Genomic DNA, 23075 nt, shown 5'->3' with positions numbered 1-23075 from the left:
GAATGATAGAAATTCTTCAGTACACATTTATGAGAAATGCGCTGATGGCAGCCGTTTTGGTAAGCATAGTTTGTGGAATCATCGGCACCTATGTAGTTATAAAAAGAATTGTCTTTATTAGTGGTGGCATTTCTCATGCCGCATTTGGGGGAATTGGGTTAGGCTTTCTGCTTGGAATAAATCCAGTTCTGGCTGCTATCCCTTTTAGCATATTAGCTGCACTTAGTATTGGAACTATTAGTAAAAAAGTAAAAGTGAGTGAAGATACCGCTATTGGAATAATATGGACAGTAGGTATGGCATTAGGTATCCTATTTATTCAGTTAAGTCCAGGCTATGCACCAGATCTGTTTAGCTATCTGTTTGGAAGTATCCTTACAGTTCCTTCTTCTGACTTGATTATGATGCTAATTTTAGATATAATAATTATTCTGACCACACTAGTACTCTACAAGGAATTTTCAGCAATATCATTCGACGAAGAATATTCAACGGTTATTGGTGTTCCAACGAAATTATCATATTTGCTGCTCATGTGTTTGGTCGGACTGAGTGTTGTTGTCCTAATAAGAGTCGTCGGAGTGATATTGGTTATCGCTTTGTTAACAATTCCAGCAGCGATAAGTAGACAATTTGTCTATAACGTTAAAAACTTAATGCTCCTTTCAATCATTATTGGACTTGTTCTAACTGTAACTGGTTTATGGCTCTCTTACGTACTCGATTTAGCTTCAGGAGCAGTCATTGTTTTAGTTTTAGGTGCATCTTTTCTTATATCTTCGTTTTTAAAACATTCTGTGCAAAGTTAAGAGACGCCTGATGAAGCAATTTCTCCAAGTGAGGTATCTCACCTTACCTCTTCAAGGAAGAGGTATAATTTACTCTCCTCCATGAATTAACCTTGCCAAGTCATAAAAGAAGTTCTATAAAATAAAATTAATCATATAAACGATTTTGTACTTTGTTTTCTATTTGACTATATAAAGAGGAAATATCGAGGAACACGTTGTTTATATCGCAAGAAAGATTCCCCGTATTTCTTCTCCAGGAATGATTCTTCAAGTAGAACAGCTTTGTGACTAAGTATTATCCACCAAATTAGTATAACAAGAAGCAAAATACCTGATACTGATAGCGTCCAACCCATCAAACAAAGTGCTAAATAAAACAATGATGCGCCTAAATACATTGGATTCCTCGAATATCGATAAATTCCCGTGGTATTTACCCCTTTAGTGAATTGCGCAAATGAGTACATAGCAATTACATTCAAGACAATTCCTATGATATAAACCGGTAATCCAAGCCAAAATAGTGGTCCAATGTTAATTGGCGTTAAAATACTGATAATTAAAATTACTAAGAGAAATATCCTACTAATTAATCCGCATTTCTTGCCACTAGGGGATTCATAAAAGTCAGGATCTTCAATAGGGCTTCCTCGCTTTCGATCAGTAAGTATCATTAAAGCCCATATTAGACCGTATCCCACAACAAGGAAGATCCACAAGTTGTAAAGACCTAATTTTAGATTCAATTCTATCATAGAATCTCCTCAATTTATATTTAGGGGAATTCTCAAACCAATGGACATCAATGAGGAGTTAACCAATTCTGTTATAAAAAATTTTGGAATGTGGAGTTTTCTAACGCTCAGTTCGATTACGATATAAAATCATTAACGTTCCAGCTACACCAACTACTACTTCACCAATGTCTGCCCAGACGTGGAAAGTCGTCACAGCATAAATCCCCGTCAGTGACCAAATAAGGGGAATCACTAAAACAAATAGAGAGATCCTTTTATTTGTCCCTAACAGCAGTCCGAAGGTGAAAATACAAATCGGACAAGGAGCACCGAAAATTGGTCCAGAAGGATAGCTATGCCCAGTAAAATATCCTATAAGTGGATAAATGACTAATGCGTATATTATGAAAATCGTCCCGACAAGGGAATATTTGTTTCCCTCGATTTTGAAAGATAAGGATGGTTTATATATACCGAAAACCAAGAATATCAAGCCTTGCAGGATGAATAGTGCGCCAAATAGAGAATATAAAGGAAAAATTGGGCTAAAGAATATTATGAAAAAGACGATTCCTGCCCACAACCAAAGAAAAGCTAGCATACCAGAAATGGTTTTATCAGAATAACTGGTTTTCTTTATAGCTAGGATCACTACGGCTACTCCTATCAAATAAATGATGATTACCATCGGCCAAGTGGCCTCATGATACGTTTTAAACCCTTCAAAAAATGCTTCAGGACTAACAGAAGGGAATTCAGCTATTTACTAATCCTCCTATTGAACTGGGAAATTTAGGTTGCCTAAAGTTTAGGATCCTCATATTTAACATTTTGAAAACTTTACTCCTACTCTTTAGGGTGAGGTCGTTGACGTTTGTCTTGTGAGCTTCGGAAAGAATTTTCCTACTCTCTGTTTATAGTTTTCATATTTTTCTTTATGCACTTTTAATAAATAGTGCTCCTCAAAATTAGCCTTTGAATTGTATACAAGGACATTGCACACCAAGTTAACCAATGACAATAGATTCGGTACAATGAAAAAAAGTCCAATTACGAACAAGATCACTGATAAACCTATTGGATGCCGAATATGGGCATATATTCCATGAGTAACTAAATTAGTTCTCTCTTTGGGAAGCATCATCCTAAAATTAACACCTAAAGTCAGGATGCCAACTGTTTCGAGCACAAATCCAAAGCCAATTATAGCCATCCCCATAATTTGAAAAAATTCATTGAATATTAAAGGAATTTTCAAAAACCAATTGGCACTATCCTCATTGATCACATAAAGAATTATTATACCTATAAACAGCAAACTACTTAAACTCGCAAATATCCTTTTTCCGCTAGGATATCCACCAGCTACGCCTTTTGAATCTTTCCCAGCACGTTTTGGTATGATTAAAGATATTAAAAATAAAACTAGATATAAGACTAAGTACCCCAGAAGAAATATTTGAATATAACTTAAATTCATCTTCATTGCCGCGTCCTTTTGTAAAAATTCTTCAAAATAACACTGTAGTGCTCCTAAAAGCTGATTTAATCGTAGTCTCTTCTTTTTTCCAACTAAGAAGAATTAGGTTTACCTAAAATTTAAAATGACGTGTATATAAATTTTTGGTATGCTTAAAATATATCTTAGCCTCGCAAGAAGACTCCATCCGCCTAATGATCTTTATTACACTATATCAAATGATTTCTTATTATACTTCAATAAAAATAAGAAAAAGAGACTAAACGCTTATTTTATTTCCCAATTTTTTCTTAAAGGGATTATTTATAGCAACTGATGAATCTTTCGATTGTCCTGTCATATGTTTTTTCGACTTCTGGGGGAAATAAACAACCTGGCAATTCTCCACGGGCTTTGTGATAACTTATGCATTCACAACAAAGACCTTTTTTCGAGCAAGGATAAGTACATCCACAATGTTCAATATTCTTGGATATGTTACAATCACGTTTCATTTAGTTTAACCTCTGAAAAATAATTTTGTGAGAACTCGTAAAGGATCCGTTTTAAAAACTTATCTTAGTTACAGTTACAGATTTGAACTATATCACAGCTTCAAGTCTTAGTTAGCTACAATGTCCTTATTGACAACGCGTTCTGTCAATTACATTAAAATGGAACTGGAAAAAAATCTTCTTGTTGGAAAGGATATCTATTTTTATTTTCTTTTTTATTTGTTCTTTTTCTATTTTCATCCGTTTTCACGTAAACTCAAACTCCTAAAGGTGCTACTTACATCTGTTAACAGAAACTAAGGAAACGATGGTAGAGTTCCAGAAAGAAGTTCTTGAGCGAGTTTTACAAGTTTCGATCTAAAATGAGGAGAGTCGAACTTATTTCGTCTTGCCCTTCTCAAAAGAAAGTAACAAATAGATTCTACACGATCTTTTTTCGAATTAACATTCACTTTCAAAGCACCTCATAGATAAATACAGCAAAAGGTGTAATATAGAGAGGCAGAGGGTAAGATGAAACTGAATTCTTCATAAAAAGCGCGATTTAATTGCTATCTTAAATTATTAGAACTATCTGCCAATGATATTCTTAGAGGTTGCAAAGTAGTCAAAAAAATAGTGAGAACACTAAGAAAATACAAAAGAGAAGTCCATTACGATGAAGTCGTCCAATAAACGACGTTATTCGTTGTCCAAAAGGACGAAACATTACTATCTGCTTGATAGCAATAACACGTACTAATAAATTCTTAGATTGCGGATAAAAACCTCAGAATCTATAAAAATATGATATACAACATCAAAGATAGATACAGTAGTAGATCGAATTCTTATTATCTGTATGTAGACATTATCGCCAGTGAGGAGCCTTTTTTGTATGAGAGAGGAACCAAATAAAGGGGACTTATGTAAACCGCAATGCTATATGCCATGTCCGTGTCTTAAGCATGAAAGTGACCAAGAAACGCTCTGTATCAATGGAGAAGAAGTTAAAGATGTCCAATTTGTGGATCTCGGTTTCATACCAACCTGTATGTTTACTGATAAGGTTCCAGATAACTCACTTTGTTTAAACATAGTTTACTCAGACGAAAATGGCTTTATTAGATGTGGAACAAGTAAAAGACGCATCAAAGTTAGAAATAATCACATATCCACTGAAGACTATTTAAATGCACTAACACAAGTAAAAGAACTTTATAATGGAAATTCAATCAAGATTAATTCGTGTCCAGAATGTCTCTACAAAATCATTGTTAGTCAACTCGAACTGCAAGAAGAACAAAGAACCGAGGAGAAAGAGTATGTTAACGCGTCTAGCAATTGTTGATCTCACAAATAATGATATTTTGCTCCCAGTTTCATTTTTAGAAGATTTTAGGAAAAATAATTCACAAAAAGTAGCTATGGTTTATTCAAATCAGTCAAAAACAATACACTTTTTTTCTTTGAGGAATGGGACTGATTGGATCCTAAAAATCCAGATTGAGTTCTTTCCACCTATTCGATCCTCTAACGTTACAAAACTTCTAGAAATCTTAAAAGAACGTTTTGATCGAATTGTGTTTTCTACTGGGATCTGTAATTACGAAGATGATTGTTTATGGGAAGGTTATGCAACAAATCACTTATTACCAGATCTAGAAGTAGTTAAACAGGAACTTTCAGAAGTCCCAGAATTGAAAAAAATTGAATTAAATATACAAGAAGCATAGCTCTGATTATTCTTAGACCTATATGAAAAACCATTTTTTAGTGATTTTAGATTTCGTTATTAGATTTTTTTGTATAATATCTTTTTTGTCGGGTTATTTCTCGTAAACCGAAATACGCGATGAGTGCGCGCAGATATAAATATATTGTTTTTCAAAATAAAGGTAAAATATGAATTTTTTTAAAATTTTAATTTTTTAATCGGATTCTTTTTCGAAATAAAGTTTTCAATAATAAAACATTTGTATTTTAAACTATCTTTTTATACAAATAAAAGTATTCTTAGTGACATCATTTTCATTATATTAAGTTTTTAACTGATATACATTAAATAAATGGCTATTTTTGTCTCTTATACCCTAGAAATAGTAATATAACTGATTTAAGAAAACTTTACTTTGTAATTAAGTGGGTTTGCATAAACAATAGTAATTTACTGGTAACTCAAGACATTGAAGTCAATTAAGTTTTTCTTGTTTGCGCGCTCAAAATAGATCTCAAACTGTTCGAACTATTTTTTATCTTCGAAGTATTCGAAGCATTCGAAATATTTATGAATAGGAACAGAATAATTGTATAATTAGAACAACAGCTTATCTGAAATCCTATTTAATTATCTTGAAGGTATAAAAAATTGCCCCCTATTAACAATAAAACTATATTGGAAGGGTTCAAAAAGGGGCAAGCTTTAGGTCGAAAAGCACTTTCGTCTTATGTAAGGTGGGGCTTTTCAGATCAACCGTTTCAAAAAGATCTCGTTTACTCATTTGATGAGTTCTATGTTGATTTTCAGACTCAAGATTTTTCTGTATGGCTTGGGGCAATTAGCAAACTCTCCAAAGAAGTAAATAAAAAAGCAGCGCTTATGATAGGTCCCATGTATATTGGAAAAACTACGCTCATTAGAAAAGTAGCGAACGTATTAAATAGAGAATATATCCCTACAAAATGCATTTCTGTTCCTAAAACAATAAATGGCTTTATCCTCCAATTAAGACGTGAGGATCTAATTGACACACAACTGATTTTTTTGGATGATTCAGATATACTATTTAATGACATCTCAATGATTATAGATGAGATTTCTCAGAATATTGAGGCAGAATACACAATAATACTTGCCATTTCGCCATCTACATACTTATGGCTTTGGAAAAATGAACCTGCCATGCTGGATCAACATATTCTTGACTCTTACAAATTAAGGACTTTTGATCAGGATACGACTATAGATCTTCTTCAAAGAAGAATTGACCATTTTAAAGAAGGAACTAGCCCACAGGCATTTTCTAACGATGCTTTAGCAAAAATAGCTTATTATGCAATGGGATTACCGGGCTTGGCACTAGAACTAGCAGAGAGTTGTCTTGATTTTGAAATTGAAACCATCACAACAGATTATGTTGATGGAAGGGCAAAAGAACTCAATTATGAAATCGCAAAAAGAATTGCAGAAGGAGATCATGAGTATTGGAAAGGATCACGTGGCGAGATATTAAGAGAACTAGCAATTTCACTTAGCCCAGTTGAACAACAACAATTGAAAGAGTTACGGGGTGCTCGTAAAAAAGAGAATTTAATTGAATTAGAAGGAACGAGTAGTGCTGAATTAGTTGAGCGAATTAGTCTATCGAGTCAAGGAACAACTTCATATCATCTCAAAAAATTGATTGAAGGAGGAATTGTAAAACAAACCAAAGTAGGACGTAATCAAATATACACGATTCACTCTACAATAAGCAACGCTGTTGAGTTAGCCTTAATGTCATCAGCAATGATCAATTCATCTTAATAAAGAAATATGATGTTCCATTGTTATGAAATTTTGGGAGAGAAAAGAAGAGGTTTATAAATGGCAATTATTGATCAAAAAAAGTTCCTCGCTTCAATAAAGAAAGGATTAACTCTTGGAACAAAAGCTCTCTCCCTGTATCAATTATTTGGTTTTCGTGAACGACCTTTTAAGGAAGATTTGATTGAAAGAAATAGTTACTTATTTGTCCCTCCGCAATTATTTTACGAACATAGCCAAAGTCTAGCATCATGGATCACAGCCTGTCATTCCGCTGGCAAGAATGGACTGATAATAGGACCGCCCGATGTTGGAAAATCAACCTTAGCAAAATTTTTTGTTGAGGAATTGGTCAAACTTGCAGAAGAAATAAGGATTAAATGTCACTATATTCAATTAAAGGGTTTGACGGAAGCTTCTGAAACAAATCAAAACCCAGAAGAAGTTGTTATAGGTAGTCCACATTCAATTGGGTTAATAGCTGAACTAGAGAATAGAAATTTAACTGAAACTGAAACTGATATTCTCTTAATTGATGATATTGAAACAGGTTTACAAAAAGAAAACTTCATAGACGAACTCTTACGATATATGCGATCCAAAAACCAAACCATTATTGGTATTACAACTCCTTCAGTGCCTTCAGAACTTATTGATATTTTTGATGATGTTTACAAGATAAAGTCTATTGAATTCGATACCATTGTAAAAATATTGAAGACAAGAATATTGTATTACAAGGAAAATGATGATAAAAGAAATAACACCTCGGATTTGACTCCTTTTACTGATGCGGCAATTAATAAGATTGCAGAGTATTCAATGGGGTTGCCAGGTCTCGCTCTAGATTTGGCAGATTCATGTTTACGAGGAATCTCTAATGCGAAAGAAATTACCCCAGAAAGTGTTGATCTCATAGCTGAAGAATTACAATACCCAATTGCTAAAGATATAGAAATGGGGCAAGGTATAGGCTATTTTGAAGTGGAAGGTGGAGAAAAGAAAAGAAAAGAATTGAATTTGAGTCTAACTGATAGTAAGGCAAGTATTTTGAAAGAAATTCTTTTTCAATCACGAATACATCCTGAAAAACCAGGAATTACAAATACTAAACTCTCAAAGAGCACCAGGATTTCTATTCAAGCTCACACAATTTCTTATCATACAAACATCTTGGAAAAATGTAAGATCTTAGAAGTTCAAGAGGGGCTGCGGGAAAAGAAAAGAGGAAATTTCAGATATTTTACAGTAAAAAAGCCGATAATGAATGCTATCGAATTAAAAATTCTATCTCAAAAACCACCGACATCTTCAGAGGTGATAGTAAAGCGTTAATTTGTATCATTGGAAAGTCAAATTGAAAAATCGTAGGTTTGAATGATAAAGAGGGCCAACTGGGTGAGTTAGCCAACCCCAATGGCTAACCCAGTTTCCCCAATAAAAATGTATCGATTAGAAACAATCTATGGTTAACACTGTCCTACCAGTTAGCCCATTTTATATTTAGTATACTTCTATGCATAAATATCTTATCGTTCTGGTTAACTACGGGCGCGCTGAAGAGGGGTAACGGGGGACCGTTTAAACCACTTAAACATTAATAAATTAAATATTAAAATTAGAAAAGAAAATTAAGTTTGTCTTGAAGTGTTTAAAAACCGATAAAAAAGTGGTACATATGGAAAAAAAGAAAAAAAGCAATTTCTATAAGAAAAGCAAAGAGAAATTGGATTTAAACAAGTTCAAATTACGTTTGAGGGAAATAAGAACACGTACTCAAGTAGAAGTAGAAATCGCTGACTTATGGGAAATTGCAATGTGGACCGGACAAAAATAATTAACTGCCCCTAAATTAAGAACTGCCTCCTCTCGGTGTTTTAACGTGAAAATAACCGATAAGAGATTTGAAGAGACGATCGAAAGAAGAGTAATAGTAGAAGAAACGATCGAAAGAAAGATTATCGAAAACTCAATCGAAGAAAGAGTTGCGATGTTAGAAAACAAATTTGAGGAATATATATTTCTTTCAGATGAACAAATTAAGGAAATTAGAGATTTAATTCAGTTATATTATGATATCTATGGTAATAAAAGAATCTGGAGCATACTAAGACATGAATGTAAGTTCAGTAAATTAGAAAGAGCCCCAAGATATAAGTTTCCAATAATAACAAAAATTCTATATGATTTTGTAGGCTATCATGAACCTAAACAAGAAGATCATCCCAATAATAAACAGAATTACTACGTGGGCGATAATGGGAAATTCATGGAAGATAAAAACTCGTTTTTGGCAAATAAAAAGAAAAAGCACCATAAAAAGAGAGTTGTAGACACTTCAGGATGCCCAAGCATTTTAAGTTTTACTTTTCAAGAATAAGAATTCTGTCTAAACAATAGACTTTTATCTCTATCTAGTTTTGTTTGAAACTAAGGATTTAGACTTTAGTAATCAGGGAGGAAATTACTTGCATAAAGTTTCAGTAGAATTGATATTTACTGGAAATGAGCTCCTCATTGGGAAAACTCTGAATACAAACAGCCAGTGGTTAGCAAAACGAATTTATTCATTGGGAGCTCAAATCACCCGGATGATGAGTATTGGAGATACACTAGATGATATTTCAACAGCTCTCTTAGAAGTAATAGGGAGAAAACCTGATATTGTAATTACGTCCGGAGGTTTAGGACCTACCTTTGATGATTTAACATTGGATGCCGTAGCAAGAGCCACTAAGAGACCGCTAGAGCTGTCGCAAGAGGTATTAACTCTCCTTTACCAAATATACGAAGAAAAATACAAAAAAGGAATTTCAAAAGAAAAAAAACTTTCAAAATATAAACGAAAAATGGCATATCTTCCCAAAGGAAGCATACCTCTGCCAAATAATGTAGGAACTGCACCTGGCGTTTTATTAGAGCTGGGAGAGGATAAGGGTATCAAATTGTTTTGTCTGCCAGGAGTCCCTGCTGAATTAAAAGCCATTTTTAACCAGAGCATTGCGGAAATAATAGTGAAAATGACTGGAGATATTGAAATGGCTGAAGCACGATTTAAGACAGAGCAATTTATAGAATCAGAAATGGCAGCTTTGGTAGACAAAGTGACAACAGCTTATCCTACCGTGTATATCAAAAGTCACCCACTCGGTTGGGAAGATACTGCTCGTGTAGAATTTCATCTTACATCAAAAGGGGAAAAGATTGAACATATTACAGAGAATGTAGAAAAGGCTACAGCTATGTTGAAGAAACTTGTTGTGAATGGTGGCGGAAAAATAATCGAAGAAACTGAGTAAGAAAAATTAATTTCAAGATATTAGTGAAGAAATAATTGAATGAGGAACTAAGATGACTGTCAATATTGAATTATTATTTACTGGAAATGAACTCCTTATCGGAAAAACGCTTAACACCAATGCTCAGTGGTTAGCAAAACGTATCTATTCACTTGGAGCACAAGTAACCCGTATGGCTAATGTAATGGACGATCTACAAGAGATCTCTGATGAGCTACTATATATGATCAAAAGACAACCAGATATCATTATTACCTCAGGAGGTCTTGGTGCATCTTTTGATGACATGACATTAGAAGCTGTAGCTAAAGCAACGAATAGACCACTTATTCTCGTCCAAGAGATCCTAAACGAAATTAAACGAGTTCATAAACTATTTTACGAGCGTGGCGACATCAAAGAAAACAAGGTATCTGAATATGCAAGAAAAATGGCTTATCAGCCAAAAGATAGCAAAATGCTTGAAAATCCGGAAGGTGGAATACCAGGAGTTTTGTTAGAACTGGAAAAAAACGTGAATATAATCTGTTTACCAGGAGTACCCGCAGAATTAAAAGCCATGTTTGAGCAGATCGTCGCTGATATCATTTCTAAAATGGTTGGAGGAGATATCGCCACAGCTGGTGTTAAATTTCTAGTAGACCTAATAGAATCTGAAATTGCGATTTTAATTGAAAAGGTGATGAAGGCATATCCAAGTGTGTACATTAAGAGCAATCCATTAAGTTGGCAAGATGCTGTACGTGTTGAAATTCATCTTACATCCAGAGGGGAAGTAAATCAAGTGAATGAAAATGTAAATAATGCTGCTGAGATGCTGAAGAATCTGATTTTAAACTATGGAGGAAAAATAGAAGAAGATTCTATTATTTCTGCAAACAAGAAACAATAAATAATTTAAGAAGAATAAATCTACACTAAAATGTAAATGAAAATAATAAAAGCCACATGGAGGGGAAAAAATGGAAGAAGAACCTACAGAACCTTCAATACCAGAAGAAACCGAGACGACAGGGGAAGTAGAAATATTTCCGTATTTGCTTGATGATCCTTCATCATCTCTTGATGTAGAACTTGCAGTTGCGTTTATGGTGGCTGAAGTAAATCGTGAGAAAGGCGGCGGCCTAATTAGGAAAACACCAGAAGAAGTTATTATGCTTTTTTCAAAAATTGGATGGCCTTATTGGTTTATGAAAACTAAAGAAGGATCGGTGATCGCTGATGGACAAGGATTATCTGAACAGAAACTCACATTTAGTCAAGTACCTAAACCAGAAGAAATTGATAATATCCTATCTAGTAGTGAGATTGCGACAGACTATGTAAATTCCCTAAAAAGAACTATTGAACTTCTGACAAGTCTTCCAACACAAAGCGTGCCCATTACTGCATTAGTGGAACCCGAGTTAGCACAAAATATTGCAACACACAAGAAAAGTATAGAAAAGAAACGCCCCTTAGAGATAAAAGTAGCGATACTAGAACCTGAGATAACTAAAAATGATGCAAGAACAATTGCGACAAATTTTGATGAACTAATGGCGGATAGAGATAATGAACTGAAGAAATTTGATGAAATAAAGAAGACTATTGAAAAAAATACGAGTACCCACTTCAAAAAATTAGACGATAAAACGAGAGAAACACTAACAACTTATTCTGATACTGTAACAAAACTGAAAGAGGATGTCGATCAAGAAATAGTCCGTTTGAAGAGGAAAAAAGATGAAGAGCTAAAAAACACAGATATAATAAAAGAAGAGGAAGGTAAACGTATCGTAAAAAAACTCCGGACTACATTTGACCCCGTCCAAACATCCTTTTCAAATGCACAAAAGGCTGTCGAAGATTATGTTGAAAGTAAAATTCCTCCTGGTAAAGAGCCAGAGTTAGCCTTTGATTTAGCTGGTGGTGCTATTAATTACATTAAAAGTCAAATCGATTCGATTGGGGAATCACTTAAAGCGACGGAAAAAGACATCAATAATTTAAAAGAGGATTGGAAAAAGTTAATAGCAGATGTTGAAGCGAAGAAAAAAGCAATTGTAAATAAAACTGAAGAAGAAATTGCTAATCAAAATAAGAGAATCAAAGATAAAGAAGTTGAACGCGATAAAAAAATAAATGAGCTAAAAGAGTTTCAAAAGACAATTGAGAATTTAATCAAAGAACTATTCACTAAAATCGATGAACAAAAAAAGAGACTTCTTGAAGAAAATTCCATGCCTAAGAAATTTTTAATCCCGGAAACAGTTGCACCGATGTATCAAGAGATTAATGCAACATATTTGCCACTTTATATCACTAAATATTCTAATGAGAAACAAGAAACACGCTTTATTGTCCTTCCTGCCATTGCTTCACTGAAGGAGAAGAAAGAAATCGGTATTGACATTGGTGACAAAAAGTTACATTCAATGATTTATACATCATTTAATGAATATGTCAAGAAGAGAATTGAGGACGCATTAAGTAAAAACAAGAATTTAAGAGATAATATCGAGCGAATCATGAATGCTAATAACTTCATTAAGGAAAAGACGATAGAATCAACGATTCAAGACGGAATAAAAACTTTAGAGGCGAAAAAAGTAATCAAAGACAAAGATGCTGAAGAATTTGCACTGGCTACCATAGAAGCATTTAGAGGTGCATAGCCGGTTTTATAATTTGCTATATATCCTTGCAACGACATATAGTCGACTATCCCACTCTAAAGTAACAGGCTTCTAGAAGCGGGAGTTTTGACTATTTTATTTCATTTTTTTTTGTCGATGAACTACCTCGCCCCCCAAGAGAATCGCATTTTAGTATAAGAGCAGTGGAACTAGAAACTACATAGAAACGAAAGTAGGTCTCCTAGAAAGTCGTTTTAATGATGGAGATAATGGGACAAAGACTCTTTCCTTTATTAGAGATGTGATTTCCTTGATAAGGTCATCGAAACGGATATTATTTCGTGATTCTCCGTCAGCCCTTGTTCGGACAGAAACTGTATTATTTTCTATTTCTTTATCACCAATAACAATTATATAGGGAATCCATTCTCGCTCTGCTTGTCGAATCTTTTTACTTAAAGTTTCATCTCGATCATCTAAGTCAACTCTAATTTTGGCACTTTCCACTTTTTGCATTAGTGTTTCACAATAGGAAACGTGACGATCTGTAATAGGAATAACTCTCACTTGAGTTGGTGACAACCATAGAGGAAACATGGGAGTTTTGCCTTTTTTCTGATCGATTGCTGCCCCCTCTAATAATGCATATACAATTCGTTCAACTGCACCAGACGGTGAACTGTGAGTAATGATTGGAAAAACCTTCTCGCCCTTCTCATTTATATAAGTGATATCATATCGTTTTGCTGACTCCACATCAATTTGAACAGTGGAGAGTGCTGCTACCTTTTTAACAAAGTCAACGAAATTAAATTCAAATTTAAGAATCCAATAAAAGTATCTGGCAGGAAATAATTCAATTAATGCAGGTTTTTTTAGTGCCTTAGCAATCAGAGTTACCAACCAATCGCGATGCTCTTCGAAAAATTCTTGACTCATACGAAATGCTGCTTCATATTCAAAGTTAAAATCAGCCATTAATGATGCTGCAAGAAAATATTGCTCTTCAAATTCTTGGAGAACTGAAGTGATATCCGCCGCACATGCATGTAAATCAGGCATTGTAAAAGCTCTCAGTCTCCTTAAAGCGACTACCTCTCCACGTTTTTCTCTTCTAAAACTCGGAGCTAGTTCATAGATTCTTAAAGGCAAGTTTTTGTAGCTAAGATTAGTATCTGCCAAAAGAAAGAACTGACCGAAATCAGAAGCGTATCGAAGGAAAAGTTCTTTATCCCCTGAATGGACACGATATTGACGTGCAGGGAACCTAGAAACTTGTTCTCTAAGTACTGGATTTTCAAGGTCATACATGAGCGGTGTATCCAAGGGCAGTGCACCGAACTCATTCACAACCTTATTATAAACATGTTCTTCAACTATATGGCGTAATGTCGTGCCCTTAGCATACCACCGCATGTTACCAGGATCAGCTCCAGGTTCATAATCAGCAAATTCATGTCGTCTCATAAGATCAATGTGTGGTGGTTTACCTTTTTCCTCTCTTTCTTTGGCAAGTTCATAAAGTAAGAAGTCCCTTAGATTCTCATGTTCCCTAAAATTAAAAGGGATTTCTGTTCTTAGTTTTCTTGATTCTCCTTCGTCTTTTATTTCGACTTTTATAAGTTGATTATCCGGAGTTAATACGTAAAAGTCGGAGGGTGGATGTTCTTCAACAATAATTTCTTCTTTTTCCTTCTGAGTGATATCTACAACTCGTAGAGTTTCTGCTCGTGGATGACCAATACAATTCACATTGAAAGCCTTATACCATCCAAATGGTGATCTTATTACATTATAGCCTTTTTCAGAGAGTAATTCACTTAAACGTTTCAAAATTTGCTTAGCTGCTGCCGGTGATGATAGTTGTGAGCTTAAGTGAGCATAAGGATAAATTACGATATTTGACTCCCCTAGTTCTTCAGCTAATTCTCGAATTTTCTCTGAAGCTTGCTCTATTGCCATTTCAGTATTTTCTTCATCAGATTTTTCTACAGAAATGAAAATAACCAGTACGCGTTCAGAAGTCTCATATTGTCCATATTCAATTTCTTCTGCATCTTTAGTCGCTTTTTGCTTCACCTCATAGCTGAAACCATTCGAATGGATTGACAATAGTTTCAAGAGATTCACCTATCTATTTTGGATAGTCGTTTTCATTAGCCTATTTAACTTTGTCGGCGGAAAGTCTTAATTATTAAATCTAAGTTGTACTCTAGTGAATCATAGGAAGAGTGTCTGAACCGTAAGATTTTTAACTTGTGCGACGAGAAGTCCCCTTGCGACAGCTGGAAGATGAAAGCCGCTAGCTTTATATTGTTTTTTGAGGTAGAAGTATTGGTAAAAGAGTCTGCGTGAAGCCCATGAAACTGACACAGAAAATTCGGATCTTTCCGACTCCTGAACAGGAAGAAGTGCTCTGGAAACTATCGGAGAAATGCAGACTCATCTATAATTTTGCCCTTGCCGAACGAAGGCACGCCTATCGACACGGCATTAAGGGCGTGAATTATCGCAAACAGCAAAACGACCTGCCAAGGATCAAAAAGCAATACCCTGAATATACTTGGGTGTATTCGAAGGTGTTACAGTATGTGTTGAGGTCATTAGCCGCCGATTATGAGTCGTTCTTTGCCCTTCGAAAAAATGGGTACGCCGAGGCCCGCTCCCCGCGATATAAAGGCAAACAGTACTTCACCACCATAGTCTATAACCAGTCAGGATTCAAGCTAGAACAAGGAACAATTTCCTTTTCCCATAACTACAATGATATCCCTTTGGGGTTCGCCCTGCCAGAAAAATTCTCTTTTGACAACACGCAGGTCAAACAGGTCGCCATCTCCGCACAACGAAATCGCTATTTTGTGACCATCACCCACCAGGTGGAAGAACCGGCCTATGTGGATAACGAGCAGTACCAGGCCATTGACTTGGGTGTTACTCACATCGTGACTGCGGTAAACTCCCAGGGAAAGTTCTTGGTAGTAAATAATCAGCGTCCAGACAAATACTGGAATCCCAAAATCGCCAGGATTCAAGCGCGGCGGGACAGGTGTAAGAAATTCAGCAACAGGTGGAAGCTCTTCAACCGTATCAAACGCAAGTACGAGCGGAAACGTGATGCACAGCTAAAAAATTTCCAGCACAAACTCAGTACGAAGTTAGTGAACAACACGAAGGCGAATACCCTTATTGTGGGCGATCTTGAGATCAAAGCGATGGCACAGTCAAAGAATGTGCCGAACTTTATAAGATCGGGATTAAACCGCGCCACACAGAACACGGGTACGCTGGGGCGGTTCGTGCATTTTCTAACCTACAAATCGAAACGAGTAGGTAAAAGATTAATAGAATTTGACGAATGCAATACCTCCCGAGAGTGTTATGTGTGTGGAAAACTTCATTATATGCCAATATGGCAGCGAGTTATGAATTGTGAGTGTGGTAACGTGATTACTAGAGACAAAAATAGTTGCGTGGTGCTCATGAAACGTTACCTATCACAGAATGCTAAGTGGACAGGCTATCAAGCATTCCTTGATAATCTGCGACAAACAGCCAAAGGTAAAACGAAAGTACCCAGTCCCAGTGATGGATATGGTTTGGAGGACTCGCAGGAAGCCCCCTCTGTCAAGGTGGGGTAGTTCACGAATCTATCTGATTTCATGTTAACCAAGTCATAGCCTATTGAAGATTTTGATTTTCGACGGTGAGAACACTGCTAAACGATAAAGAAATAACTAGAGAACGAATACGATTACAATGCTTAGGCATAAAGAGCGAAGGAATTCATAAAGGTAGAAAAGGAGGAGCTGGTCCAACTGGTGGCAGATCTATGATTTTTCCCAATGGGACACTAGGAAATGTGCCACTCAGAGGAAATTTCGTACGTAGTTCTCCTTATACGTTAAGGGAAGTTGATACAGAGGTATATGAAATCTGGCACGACTTACGTGAAGAGTCAATAATGAAAGTAGGCTTCGTTCCTAGACCAAAGTTTTATGATAAACTCACTACAGACGATATTCCGATGTGGAAGCTTTCCGCACTTCACGGCGCCGATTGCGTTGCAACAACGTTAAACAGGTATTGTTTCCTCTGGCGGAAAGGAAAACAGTGTAGGTTCTGCTCGATTGAAATGGCAATAAAATCACATAACGGGATAAGTTTAGCAATCAAGAAACCTCGGTGGTTTCGTGAAGTTGTCGTCGAAGCATACAAAGAGGGAGTCTGTAACCACATTACCTTAACTTCTGGGACACCAGGCACTCCAGACAAAGGCTGCAAATTAACAGCAGATGTTGTCAGTGAGGTAAAACGCTATGTAAATGTTCCAATTCATGGTCAGGTTGCCCCATTAGACGAAGATAAATTTCATTATTATGATATGCTCAGGGATTCAGGCCTTGATACCCTTGGAATACATGCAGATGTTATCGATCCAGAGGTCATAAAGGTCATGTGCCCTGGAAAAGAAGATTTTGGATGGGAAAAATATATCAAAGCATGGAAATATGTTGTAGAACTCTTTGGTGAAAATCAGGTTACATCATTTGTATTAGCAGGTCTCGGAGAAAGAGATGATGTTCTTATTGAAGGCATGAAAAGAATGGCCAGCATCGGTGTCATTCCATATTTGATACCATTTAGGCCCTTACCAGAAACACCTCTTGCCGATGCACGACCTCCAGATCCTGAAAGAATGATTCGACTTTTTGGAGAGTTGCAACAAATTGTTTTAGATGCAGGTCTCGATGTATTTAAGAATAAAGGTGGCTGTATGAGATGTGGGGCCTGTAGTTCCAACAGAGAAGCAATTAAGTATGGAGTTTAATTTACAAAATTTGTTTTTTTTTGAATTTTACTAGTAGCTAAGCAAGAAAGCACCACAGCTTTAGCTTGAGGTAGTTCACATTAAGACATTCAATTGGTTTAAAAGATGTTATTTTGATTTTTAGTTATAGCCTTTTTTTGAAAGCGATTGAAGTAACAAATAAATAGCACGAAAATAAATCAGGAATTGGAGAGAAATTAATGACAACACACGAGAAAAGTAAGTTTCAATCACTTTCCGAACTGTTAGAAAAATTAAATGAAAAGGGAAATTTTGATGCGAGCGCTATTGCCAGTGAAGATGGTCTTGTCATGGCAGAACACATCCGTAATAACCTCAGCAGAGAAGCTTTAGCAGCAGTTTCTGCCCTTGTTTATGCTATGGGACAAAGAACCCAAGATTATCTAAAACTAAAGAAGATTTATGGTATTGGTTTTGATTCACCTTTGGGTCGTATTTATTTTCGTCCAATTGCTATCCGTGAAGATAAGAGAAAAACGAATTTGATATTAACAGTAATTGGAAACAATTCGACCCCTAGTTTTAAAGAAAGGCTTAATATCTTATTATTTAAACGTTCTTTGGTTGAAACGCTTTTAGATTGGGCAAAACAATCCATAATTCAAATATTCAATGAATCTACTATCTAAAATACTTTAATTTTGCCTAACTTAGCTTTGAATGAACTTATAGTCAATTGAAATTTCGGATTTGGATTATTTGTAGTCATTCTTTCAAGCAATTTCTTTTGCGTTTAGCACTTTCTTCTGATATTATAACATACCTCTCCTAAGATTCAATAAAATCTTATTCGAAACAACAAAAATGTTTAACAACTGACTTTAATTACATCGTGATAATCAATAATTCAGAGAAGGGAAATGTTTATGGAAATTCAAAGTTTCCTTGAAGAAATCGTCGGAGAGCAATATGTACTTGCTGAAGACTTCGAAAAGATTGTTTATTCGAGAGATGCAAGTATTGAGCCACCAATATTGCCAGATTATGTCGTAAGACCGAAAACTATTGAAGAAATTCAAAAAATCGTAAAATTGATTAATTCGGCATCCCATAGACACCCAATTCATATCAGATGCTCTTCAACAGCTTATTGGGGAGGTGGTGTACCTACTAAGGGAGGCATTATCCTTGATTTAAGCAGAATGAATAAAATCATAGAAATAAACGAGGATACACAATGCGTCACGGTAGAGCCAGGTATCACGTTTGGTGAATTATTTGCAGCCTTGGAACAGAAAGGATACAGAATAGGCGAACGCCCAGAATCTGCATACTCTGCTTGTGTAGGAGGGCATGTTGCATCAATGGGTGCTGGTTTGGGACAATATATCTTTGGAAATCAAGGAGATCAGGTAACAGGATTAAATGTTGTGTTACCTGATGGTACACTCTTAACTACAGGGTCTGGTGCCCTTGAAAATACTCCAAAATTTACCAAATGGATATTCGGCCCTGATCTTTCAGGCTTATTTATTGGTTCAGAGGGAGTCCTAGGAGTTATTGTTGAGGTCACATTGAAACTTTATCCACTTCCAAGAGCTATGACATTTGCTACTTTTGCCTTCGAGAATATTGAAGACGCCATAGAAGCTGTGTATCAAATTCAAAGAGGACCATTTTCGATCCAATATTTATCCTGTTTTGAAGGCGCCAGTTTTGTTAAAACATATCCGCAACTTGATTGGGGAAGCAAAGCTAAGCATGGCATTGTATTAACAATAGTGATTGAAGGTAGGAGTAAAGAAGATGCAGCCATTCAAAAAGAAGAGATAACACAAGAAGCGTTTAGACACCGCGGGGAAGATTTGGGGGAGGCATTTGCACGTGATATTTTCTGGAAAAATCGATATAACTGGGCAGTAACGCGAACACTTCGAAAAGGTCTGAGAACAATTATTTTATTTCGCGTTCCAACGAAAAAAATACCCCTATTCTGGGAAGAAACCCGTACTATCGGTGATCAGTTTGATCTCAAAATTGGACGGAGCTGCCAAGCAAGAAGTCGCCATTTTATTAGTTATCATCCCTCAATTCGCTATTCAGAAAAGACTCCTGAAATATGGGAAAAGGTCAAAGAATGTAAAAATGCGCTATACCTACGATTTATCGAACTAGGTGGAATGCCATGTCGATTACCTGGACAATTGCCTGAATCTATTACACATAAATTCAAACACTACCTATTATTTCTTAGAAGACTAAAAACATGTATCGACCCCAATAATATTTTTTCATCAAGCAAAATAGTTGGGTTGTAGAAAATTGCTTATATCGAAACCAGAAGTTCTTACTGATGCACTATATAAGTGCGGACGATGCTCTTATTGTAGAGGATGTAATGCAGAAACACCAATCATCTGTCCAGCCTATGAACTTACAGATAAACTTGAAACAGTTTCTCCTAAAGGACGATTACAGATTGCAAGACGTCTTTTTGAAGGATCTATACAGCCCAGTAAAGAACTCTCAGAAGCTTTCTTTTTATGTCCTCTATGTGGAGATTGTCGAGATAAGTGTATTGAGGGGATAGATACTACGGAAGTATTTGAAGTTATACGAGAAGTATTAGTTAAAGAAAATGCCGGAATAGATACTCATTCAAAGTTTATGGGGTCAATAGTCGAAAACAATAATCCCTATTTCGAACCGCATGAAAAGCGATTAGCATGGTTGCCAAAACAGCTCTCACCAAGTAATCCAATGACACCAGAATATGCTTATTTTGTTGGATGTACCTCTGCTTACCGAAGGCAACCAATAGCAGTAGCTACCACGGAAATCCTCCAGACAGCGAAAGTGAAATTCACTTTTATGGACGAAGTTTGTTGTGGGTCACCTTTACTAAGAACTGGTCATAAAGAGGTTGCCAAGAAACTTGCGAAAAAAAACATTGAGACGACCAAAAAAACTGGCGTTAAAAAGGTCATCACCAGTTGTGCTGGATGTTATAGGACGCTTAAAAAGGATTATCCAATACTTCTTGAGCAAGAACTTCCATTCGAAGTGATTCATTCAGCAGAGCTACTCGCAGAATTAATTAAAGACGATCAATTAGAACTTTCAGAAGGCACGCCGATGAAGGTGACATATCACGATCCTTGTCACCTAGGGAGACATGTAGGGGTATACGAGCCTCCAAGGGACGTTTTAAAACACATTCCAAATCTCAAATTTATTGAGATGACTGAAAATAGAAATAACGCACTTTGTTGTGGTGCGGGAGGAGGGTTTAGAGCGGGATATAAAGACCTGTCAATTGATTTAGCGGCTTTACGTGTGTCTCAAGTTAAAAATATAGATGCAGAAATTCTCTCCTCATCATGCCCATTCTGTCATTACAATCTCGAACTAGGACGAGATAAAATAGATAAAAACATAAAAATCGCAGATATTACGGAACTAATAGCAAGGCGACTTCTTTAGCAAGGATGACGTTAATTATGACCGAAACGGATTTGTGGCTTCAAAAACTACAAGATGAGGATTCAAAGGTAAAAGAAGGTGCAGTATATGCTCTGGGTGAACTCGGTGACACAAGTGCTGTAGAGCCACTGATTATTATGCTCGAAGATCCTTCGTCTGATGTTCGAAAAAGTGCTGCGGTAGCATTAGGTTGGTTGAAAGACATACGAGCCGTAGATCCTCTTTTAAATTACCTCAAGAAGGCTCAAACAAGCGAGTTCAGTTCAATAACCTATGCACTCAGCGAATTAAAAGATAAGAAGGCTGTTGAACCGCTAATTCAAATAGCGCTTGGATCGGATTCTCAACAGATACGCAAACCGTGTATTCGTGCACTAGGTAAATTGAATGATAAACGAGCGATAATCCCATTTTTAGAAATTCTTTCAAACAAAGAAGCAAGAGATTTTCATATTTTCACTAATGAAACGCTTGACAGAATGTTAGATGACGAAGGAATTAAAACGCTTATCCAAGCGTTTGATTGTTCAAATGATGCTGTAAAATGGATTGCATCAAGAAAATTAAGGGAATTAAGCGAAAAAAGTTATGAGCCGCTGATCCAGGCTATAAAGGAAGGAAGTGGAGATATCAGAAAACATTCTATCATAACAATTGCAGAAATGAAAGAAATAAAGGATATTGAGTTCCTTAATCAATTTATTGAAGATGAAAACCTGAAATATCATATAGCAATCGCCTTTGGAAAGCGTGGTAATACAAGAGCATTAGAAATCTTAATTGCGGGGCTTACACACCTTTCAGCATGGGTAAGAGAACATTCGGCTTTGGCTTTAGGCATAATAAAGGATAGAAAAGCCTTTGATGCGCTAATTATAGCATTGAAGGATACAGAACGAGAAGTTCGTGCGGCTGCTGCGTTTGCTCTTGGTGAACTAAAAGATGAAAAGGCTATCGATCCATTAATTCAAGCTATGATTTCTGAAAAGGGTGAGGATTGGTATACAAAAGGAGCTTTTGTTCGGGAAACTATTGCTAAAGCGCTTGGAGAAATAGGTGGCCACGCTTCAAAACCGCTTTTAACAATCTTTGAAGAAAGTAAAGATTGGAACCTTCGTTTTATTGCTGCTGTGGCTTTAGCAGCAATGAAAAACCATGTCGGAATAAATTACTTAGTTCGAGGGTTGCTGCAGGGTACCTTATTTTTGCAATATGCGTGTCGTAGGATAATCAAAGAATTGGTCAAGGAAAATAAGATTTCGCCAGAACTACTCAAAAAACACCAATGGAGTTTCAGATGGGAATAACAGCACTTAATTATCTGATGGTTTTCTCTGCATCTCATGAATACCTTCTAATTAATTATCTCCAAAAACCTTAAAAGAACGGGGTTCAATTCATACCACCGCTGACGCAGTATGGTATTCTTAAGCCTTTATGTAAGTTCATCTCTTACATCATGCTGCTTTGTGCGAAGAAAAATGGTTCCTCTCTGAAAAAATCGCTATAAAGTGATTTTTTATGACTGACTTAGAAAAATTGCTACAGAGATTAAACGATAAGGACTCTAGGAGAAGGGAAGAGGCACTGTACGCCTTGGGTGAACTTGGTGATATACGTGCTGTAAAGCCACTGATTGATATACTCAAAGATCCTTCGATCCGATTGCGAAAAGGTGCTGCTGTGGCGTTAGGTTGGCTGAAAGATAAAAGGGCTGTTGATCCTCTTTTAAAGTATCTTAAAACGGCTCAGGCGAGTGAGTTCAGTTCAATAACCTATGCACTCAGCGAATTAAAAGATAAGAAGGCTGTTGAACCGCTAATTCAAATAGCGCTTGGATCGGATTCTCAACAGATACGCAAACCGTGTATTCGTG

At 36.1% G+C, this 23075-nt stretch carries 22 protein-coding genes; 17 read left to right on the top strand and 5 right to left on the bottom strand.

Annotation, left to right across the window (positions count from 1 at the left end):
- Positions 1-2: 2 nt before the first annotated feature.
- Positions 3-809 (top strand): metal ABC transporter permease, encoded by an 807-nt coding sequence (locus tag QVB70_RS12095; RefSeq protein ID WP_287586572.1) that lies wholly within the window; start codon positions 3-5, stop codon positions 807-809.
- Positions 810-976: 167 nt separating this feature from the next.
- Here QVB70_RS12095 and QVB70_RS12090 read toward each other — a convergent pair whose 3' ends face one another.
- The 4 genes from QVB70_RS12090 to QVB70_RS12075 all read right to left on the bottom strand — a co-directional run bounded on the left by QVB70_RS12090 (position 977) and on the right by QVB70_RS12075 (position 3502).
- Complete coding sequence (locus QVB70_RS12090) at positions 977-1546, bottom strand: phosphatidylethanolamine N-methyltransferase family protein (protein ID WP_287586570.1); 570 nt, start codon at positions 1544-1546, stop codon at positions 977-979.
- Between the two features lie 100 nt (positions 1547-1646).
- Positions 1647-2291: a DUF6064 family protein gene (locus tag QVB70_RS12085; protein WP_287586590.1), complete on the bottom strand. Its 645-nt coding sequence runs from the start codon at positions 2289-2291 to the stop codon at positions 1647-1649.
- A gap of 90 nt (positions 2292-2381) precedes the next feature.
- Positions 2382-3014, bottom strand: coding sequence for an isoprenylcysteine carboxylmethyltransferase family protein (locus QVB70_RS12080; protein ID WP_287586567.1), 633 nt, complete (start codon positions 3012-3014; stop codon positions 2382-2384).
- Between the two features lie 293 nt (positions 3015-3307).
- Entirely contained in the window at positions 3308-3502 is a 195-nt protein-coding gene (locus tag QVB70_RS12075) for a hypothetical protein (RefSeq protein ID WP_287586565.1), read from the bottom strand.
- Positions 3503-4379: 877 nt separating this feature from the next.
- Between QVB70_RS12075 and QVB70_RS12070 the strand changes: the two genes are divergently transcribed.
- The 9 genes from QVB70_RS12070 to QVB70_RS12030 all read left to right on the top strand — a co-directional run bounded on the left by QVB70_RS12070 (position 4380) and on the right by QVB70_RS12030 (position 12963).
- Positions 4380-4832, top strand: coding sequence for a hypothetical protein (locus tag QVB70_RS12070; RefSeq protein ID WP_287586563.1), 453 nt, complete (start codon positions 4380-4382; stop codon positions 4830-4832).
- Positions 4807-5217: a hypothetical protein gene (locus tag QVB70_RS12065; protein ID WP_287586561.1), complete on the top strand. Its 411-nt coding sequence runs from the start codon at positions 4807-4809 to the stop codon at positions 5215-5217. Before QVB70_RS12070 ends, QVB70_RS12065 begins: the two co-directional genes overlap by 26 nt.
- A gap of 632 nt (positions 5218-5849) precedes the next feature.
- The gene (locus QVB70_RS12060) at positions 5850-7007 is read left to right on the top strand and encodes a hypothetical protein (RefSeq protein ID WP_287586560.1); all 1158 of its coding nucleotides are present in this window, start codon (positions 5850-5852) and stop codon (positions 7005-7007) included.
- Between the two features lie 60 nt (positions 7008-7067).
- A complete protein-coding gene (locus QVB70_RS12055) occupies positions 7068-8342 on the top strand; it encodes an AAA family ATPase (RefSeq protein ID WP_287586558.1) in 1275 nt (424 codons plus the stop codon).
- A 343-nt stretch (positions 8343-8685) separates the two neighbouring features.
- Positions 8686-8844: a hypothetical protein gene (locus QVB70_RS12050; RefSeq protein WP_287586557.1), complete on the top strand. Its 159-nt coding sequence runs from the start codon at positions 8686-8688 to the stop codon at positions 8842-8844.
- 45 nt (positions 8845-8889) lie between these two features.
- On the top strand, positions 8890-9387 hold the full coding sequence (locus QVB70_RS12045) for a hypothetical protein (protein WP_287586556.1): 498 nt from the start codon (positions 8890-8892) through the stop codon (positions 9385-9387).
- Between the two features lie 88 nt (positions 9388-9475).
- Entirely contained in the window at positions 9476-10306 is an 831-nt protein-coding gene (locus QVB70_RS12040; RefSeq protein ID WP_287586554.1) for a molybdopterin-binding protein, read from the top strand.
- A gap of 52 nt (positions 10307-10358) precedes the next feature.
- The gene (locus tag QVB70_RS12035) at positions 10359-11198 is read left to right on the top strand and encodes a molybdopterin-binding protein (protein WP_287586552.1); all 840 of its coding nucleotides are present in this window, start codon (positions 10359-10361) and stop codon (positions 11196-11198) included.
- A 70-nt stretch (positions 11199-11268) separates the two neighbouring features.
- Positions 11269-12963, top strand: coding sequence for a hypothetical protein (locus QVB70_RS12030; protein WP_287586550.1), 1695 nt, complete (start codon positions 11269-11271; stop codon positions 12961-12963).
- Between the two features lie 177 nt (positions 12964-13140).
- Here the strand turns inward: QVB70_RS12030 and QVB70_RS12025 are convergent, their stop codons facing one another.
- Positions 13141-15045 (bottom strand): threonine--tRNA ligase, encoded by a 1905-nt coding sequence (locus QVB70_RS12025; RefSeq protein ID WP_287586547.1) that lies wholly within the window; start codon positions 15043-15045, stop codon positions 13141-13143.
- 239 nt (positions 15046-15284) lie between these two features.
- Here QVB70_RS12025 and QVB70_RS12020 point away from each other — a divergent pair, with 239 nt between their 5' ends.
- The 7 genes from QVB70_RS12020 to QVB70_RS11990 form a co-directional block, all read left to right on the top strand.
- On the top strand, positions 15285-16565 hold the full coding sequence (locus QVB70_RS12020; RefSeq protein ID WP_287586544.1) for a transposase: 1281 nt from the start codon (positions 15285-15287) through the stop codon (positions 16563-16565).
- 65 nt (positions 16566-16630) lie between these two features.
- A complete protein-coding gene (locus QVB70_RS12015) occupies positions 16631-17755 on the top strand; it encodes a radical SAM protein (protein WP_287586541.1) in 1125 nt (374 codons plus the stop codon).
- A 200-nt stretch (positions 17756-17955) separates the two neighbouring features.
- A complete protein-coding gene (locus QVB70_RS12010) occupies positions 17956-18405 on the top strand; it encodes a roadblock/LC7 domain-containing protein (protein ID WP_287586538.1) in 450 nt (149 codons plus the stop codon).
- A gap of 237 nt (positions 18406-18642) precedes the next feature.
- Entirely contained in the window at positions 18643-20034 is a 1392-nt protein-coding gene (locus QVB70_RS12005) for an FAD-binding oxidoreductase (protein ID WP_287586535.1), read from the top strand.
- 4 nt (positions 20035-20038) lie between these two features.
- Entirely contained in the window at positions 20039-21199 is a 1161-nt protein-coding gene (locus QVB70_RS12000; RefSeq protein ID WP_287586533.1) for a (Fe-S)-binding protein, read from the top strand.
- Positions 21200-21216: 17 nt separating this feature from the next.
- Positions 21217-22506, top strand: coding sequence for a HEAT repeat domain-containing protein (locus QVB70_RS11995; protein WP_287586531.1), 1290 nt, complete (start codon positions 21217-21219; stop codon positions 22504-22506).
- Positions 22507-22720: 214 nt separating this feature from the next.
- Positions 22721-23075: HEAT repeat domain-containing protein (locus QVB70_RS11990; protein ID WP_287586528.1), on the top strand; the 355-nt coding region annotated here is incomplete at its 3' end.

Source organism: Candidatus Borrarchaeum sp., from assembly GCF_019058535.1.
GTDB classification, from domain to species: Archaea; Asgardarchaeota; Sifarchaeia; order Borrarchaeales; family Borrarchaeaceae; genus Borrarchaeum; species Borrarchaeum weybense.
This window is presented reverse-complemented; position numbering and strand designations above follow the sequence as displayed.

Bases quoted from the DNA above. Each gene is read 5' to 3' on its own strand.
- QVB70_RS12070 (WP_287586563.1), top strand. From the start codon at position 4,380: ATGAGAGAGGAACCAAATAAAGGGGACTTATGTAAACCGCAATGCTAT.
- QVB70_RS12075 (WP_287586565.1), bottom strand. From the start codon at position 3,502: ATGAAACGTGATTGTAACATATCCAAGAATATTGAACATTGTGGATGT.
- QVB70_RS12055 (WP_287586558.1), top strand. From the start codon at position 7,068: ATGGCAATTATTGATCAAAAAAAGTTCCTCGCTTCAATAAAGAAAGGA.
- QVB70_RS12030 (WP_287586550.1), top strand. From the start codon at position 11,269: ATGGAAGAAGAACCTACAGAACCTTCAATACCAGAAGAAACCGAGACG.
- QVB70_RS11995 (WP_287586531.1), top strand. From the start codon at position 21,217: ATGACCGAAACGGATTTGTGGCTTCAAAAACTACAAGATGAGGATTCA.
- QVB70_RS12010 (WP_287586538.1), top strand. From the start codon at position 17,956: ATGACAACACACGAGAAAAGTAAGTTTCAATCACTTTCCGAACTGTTA.
- QVB70_RS12050 (WP_287586557.1), top strand. From the start codon at position 8,686: ATGGAAAAAAAGAAAAAAAGCAATTTCTATAAGAAAAGCAAAGAGAAA.
- QVB70_RS12005 (WP_287586535.1), top strand. From the start codon at position 18,643: ATGGAAATTCAAAGTTTCCTTGAAGAAATCGTCGGAGAGCAATATGTA.
- QVB70_RS12020 (WP_287586544.1), top strand. From the start codon at position 15,285: ATGAAACTGACACAGAAAATTCGGATCTTTCCGACTCCTGAACAGGAA.
- QVB70_RS12095 (WP_287586572.1), top strand. From the start codon at position 3: ATGATAGAAATTCTTCAGTACACATTTATGAGAAATGCGCTGATGGCA.
- QVB70_RS12090 (WP_287586570.1), bottom strand. From the start codon at position 1,546: ATGATAGAATTGAATCTAAAATTAGGTCTTTACAACTTGTGGATCTTC.
- QVB70_RS12065 (WP_287586561.1), top strand. From the start codon at position 4,807: ATGTTAACGCGTCTAGCAATTGTTGATCTCACAAATAATGATATTTTG.
- QVB70_RS12035 (WP_287586552.1), top strand. From the start codon at position 10,359: ATGACTGTCAATATTGAATTATTATTTACTGGAAATGAACTCCTTATC.
- QVB70_RS12080 (WP_287586567.1), bottom strand. From the start codon at position 3,014: ATGAAGATGAATTTAAGTTATATTCAAATATTTCTTCTGGGGTACTTA.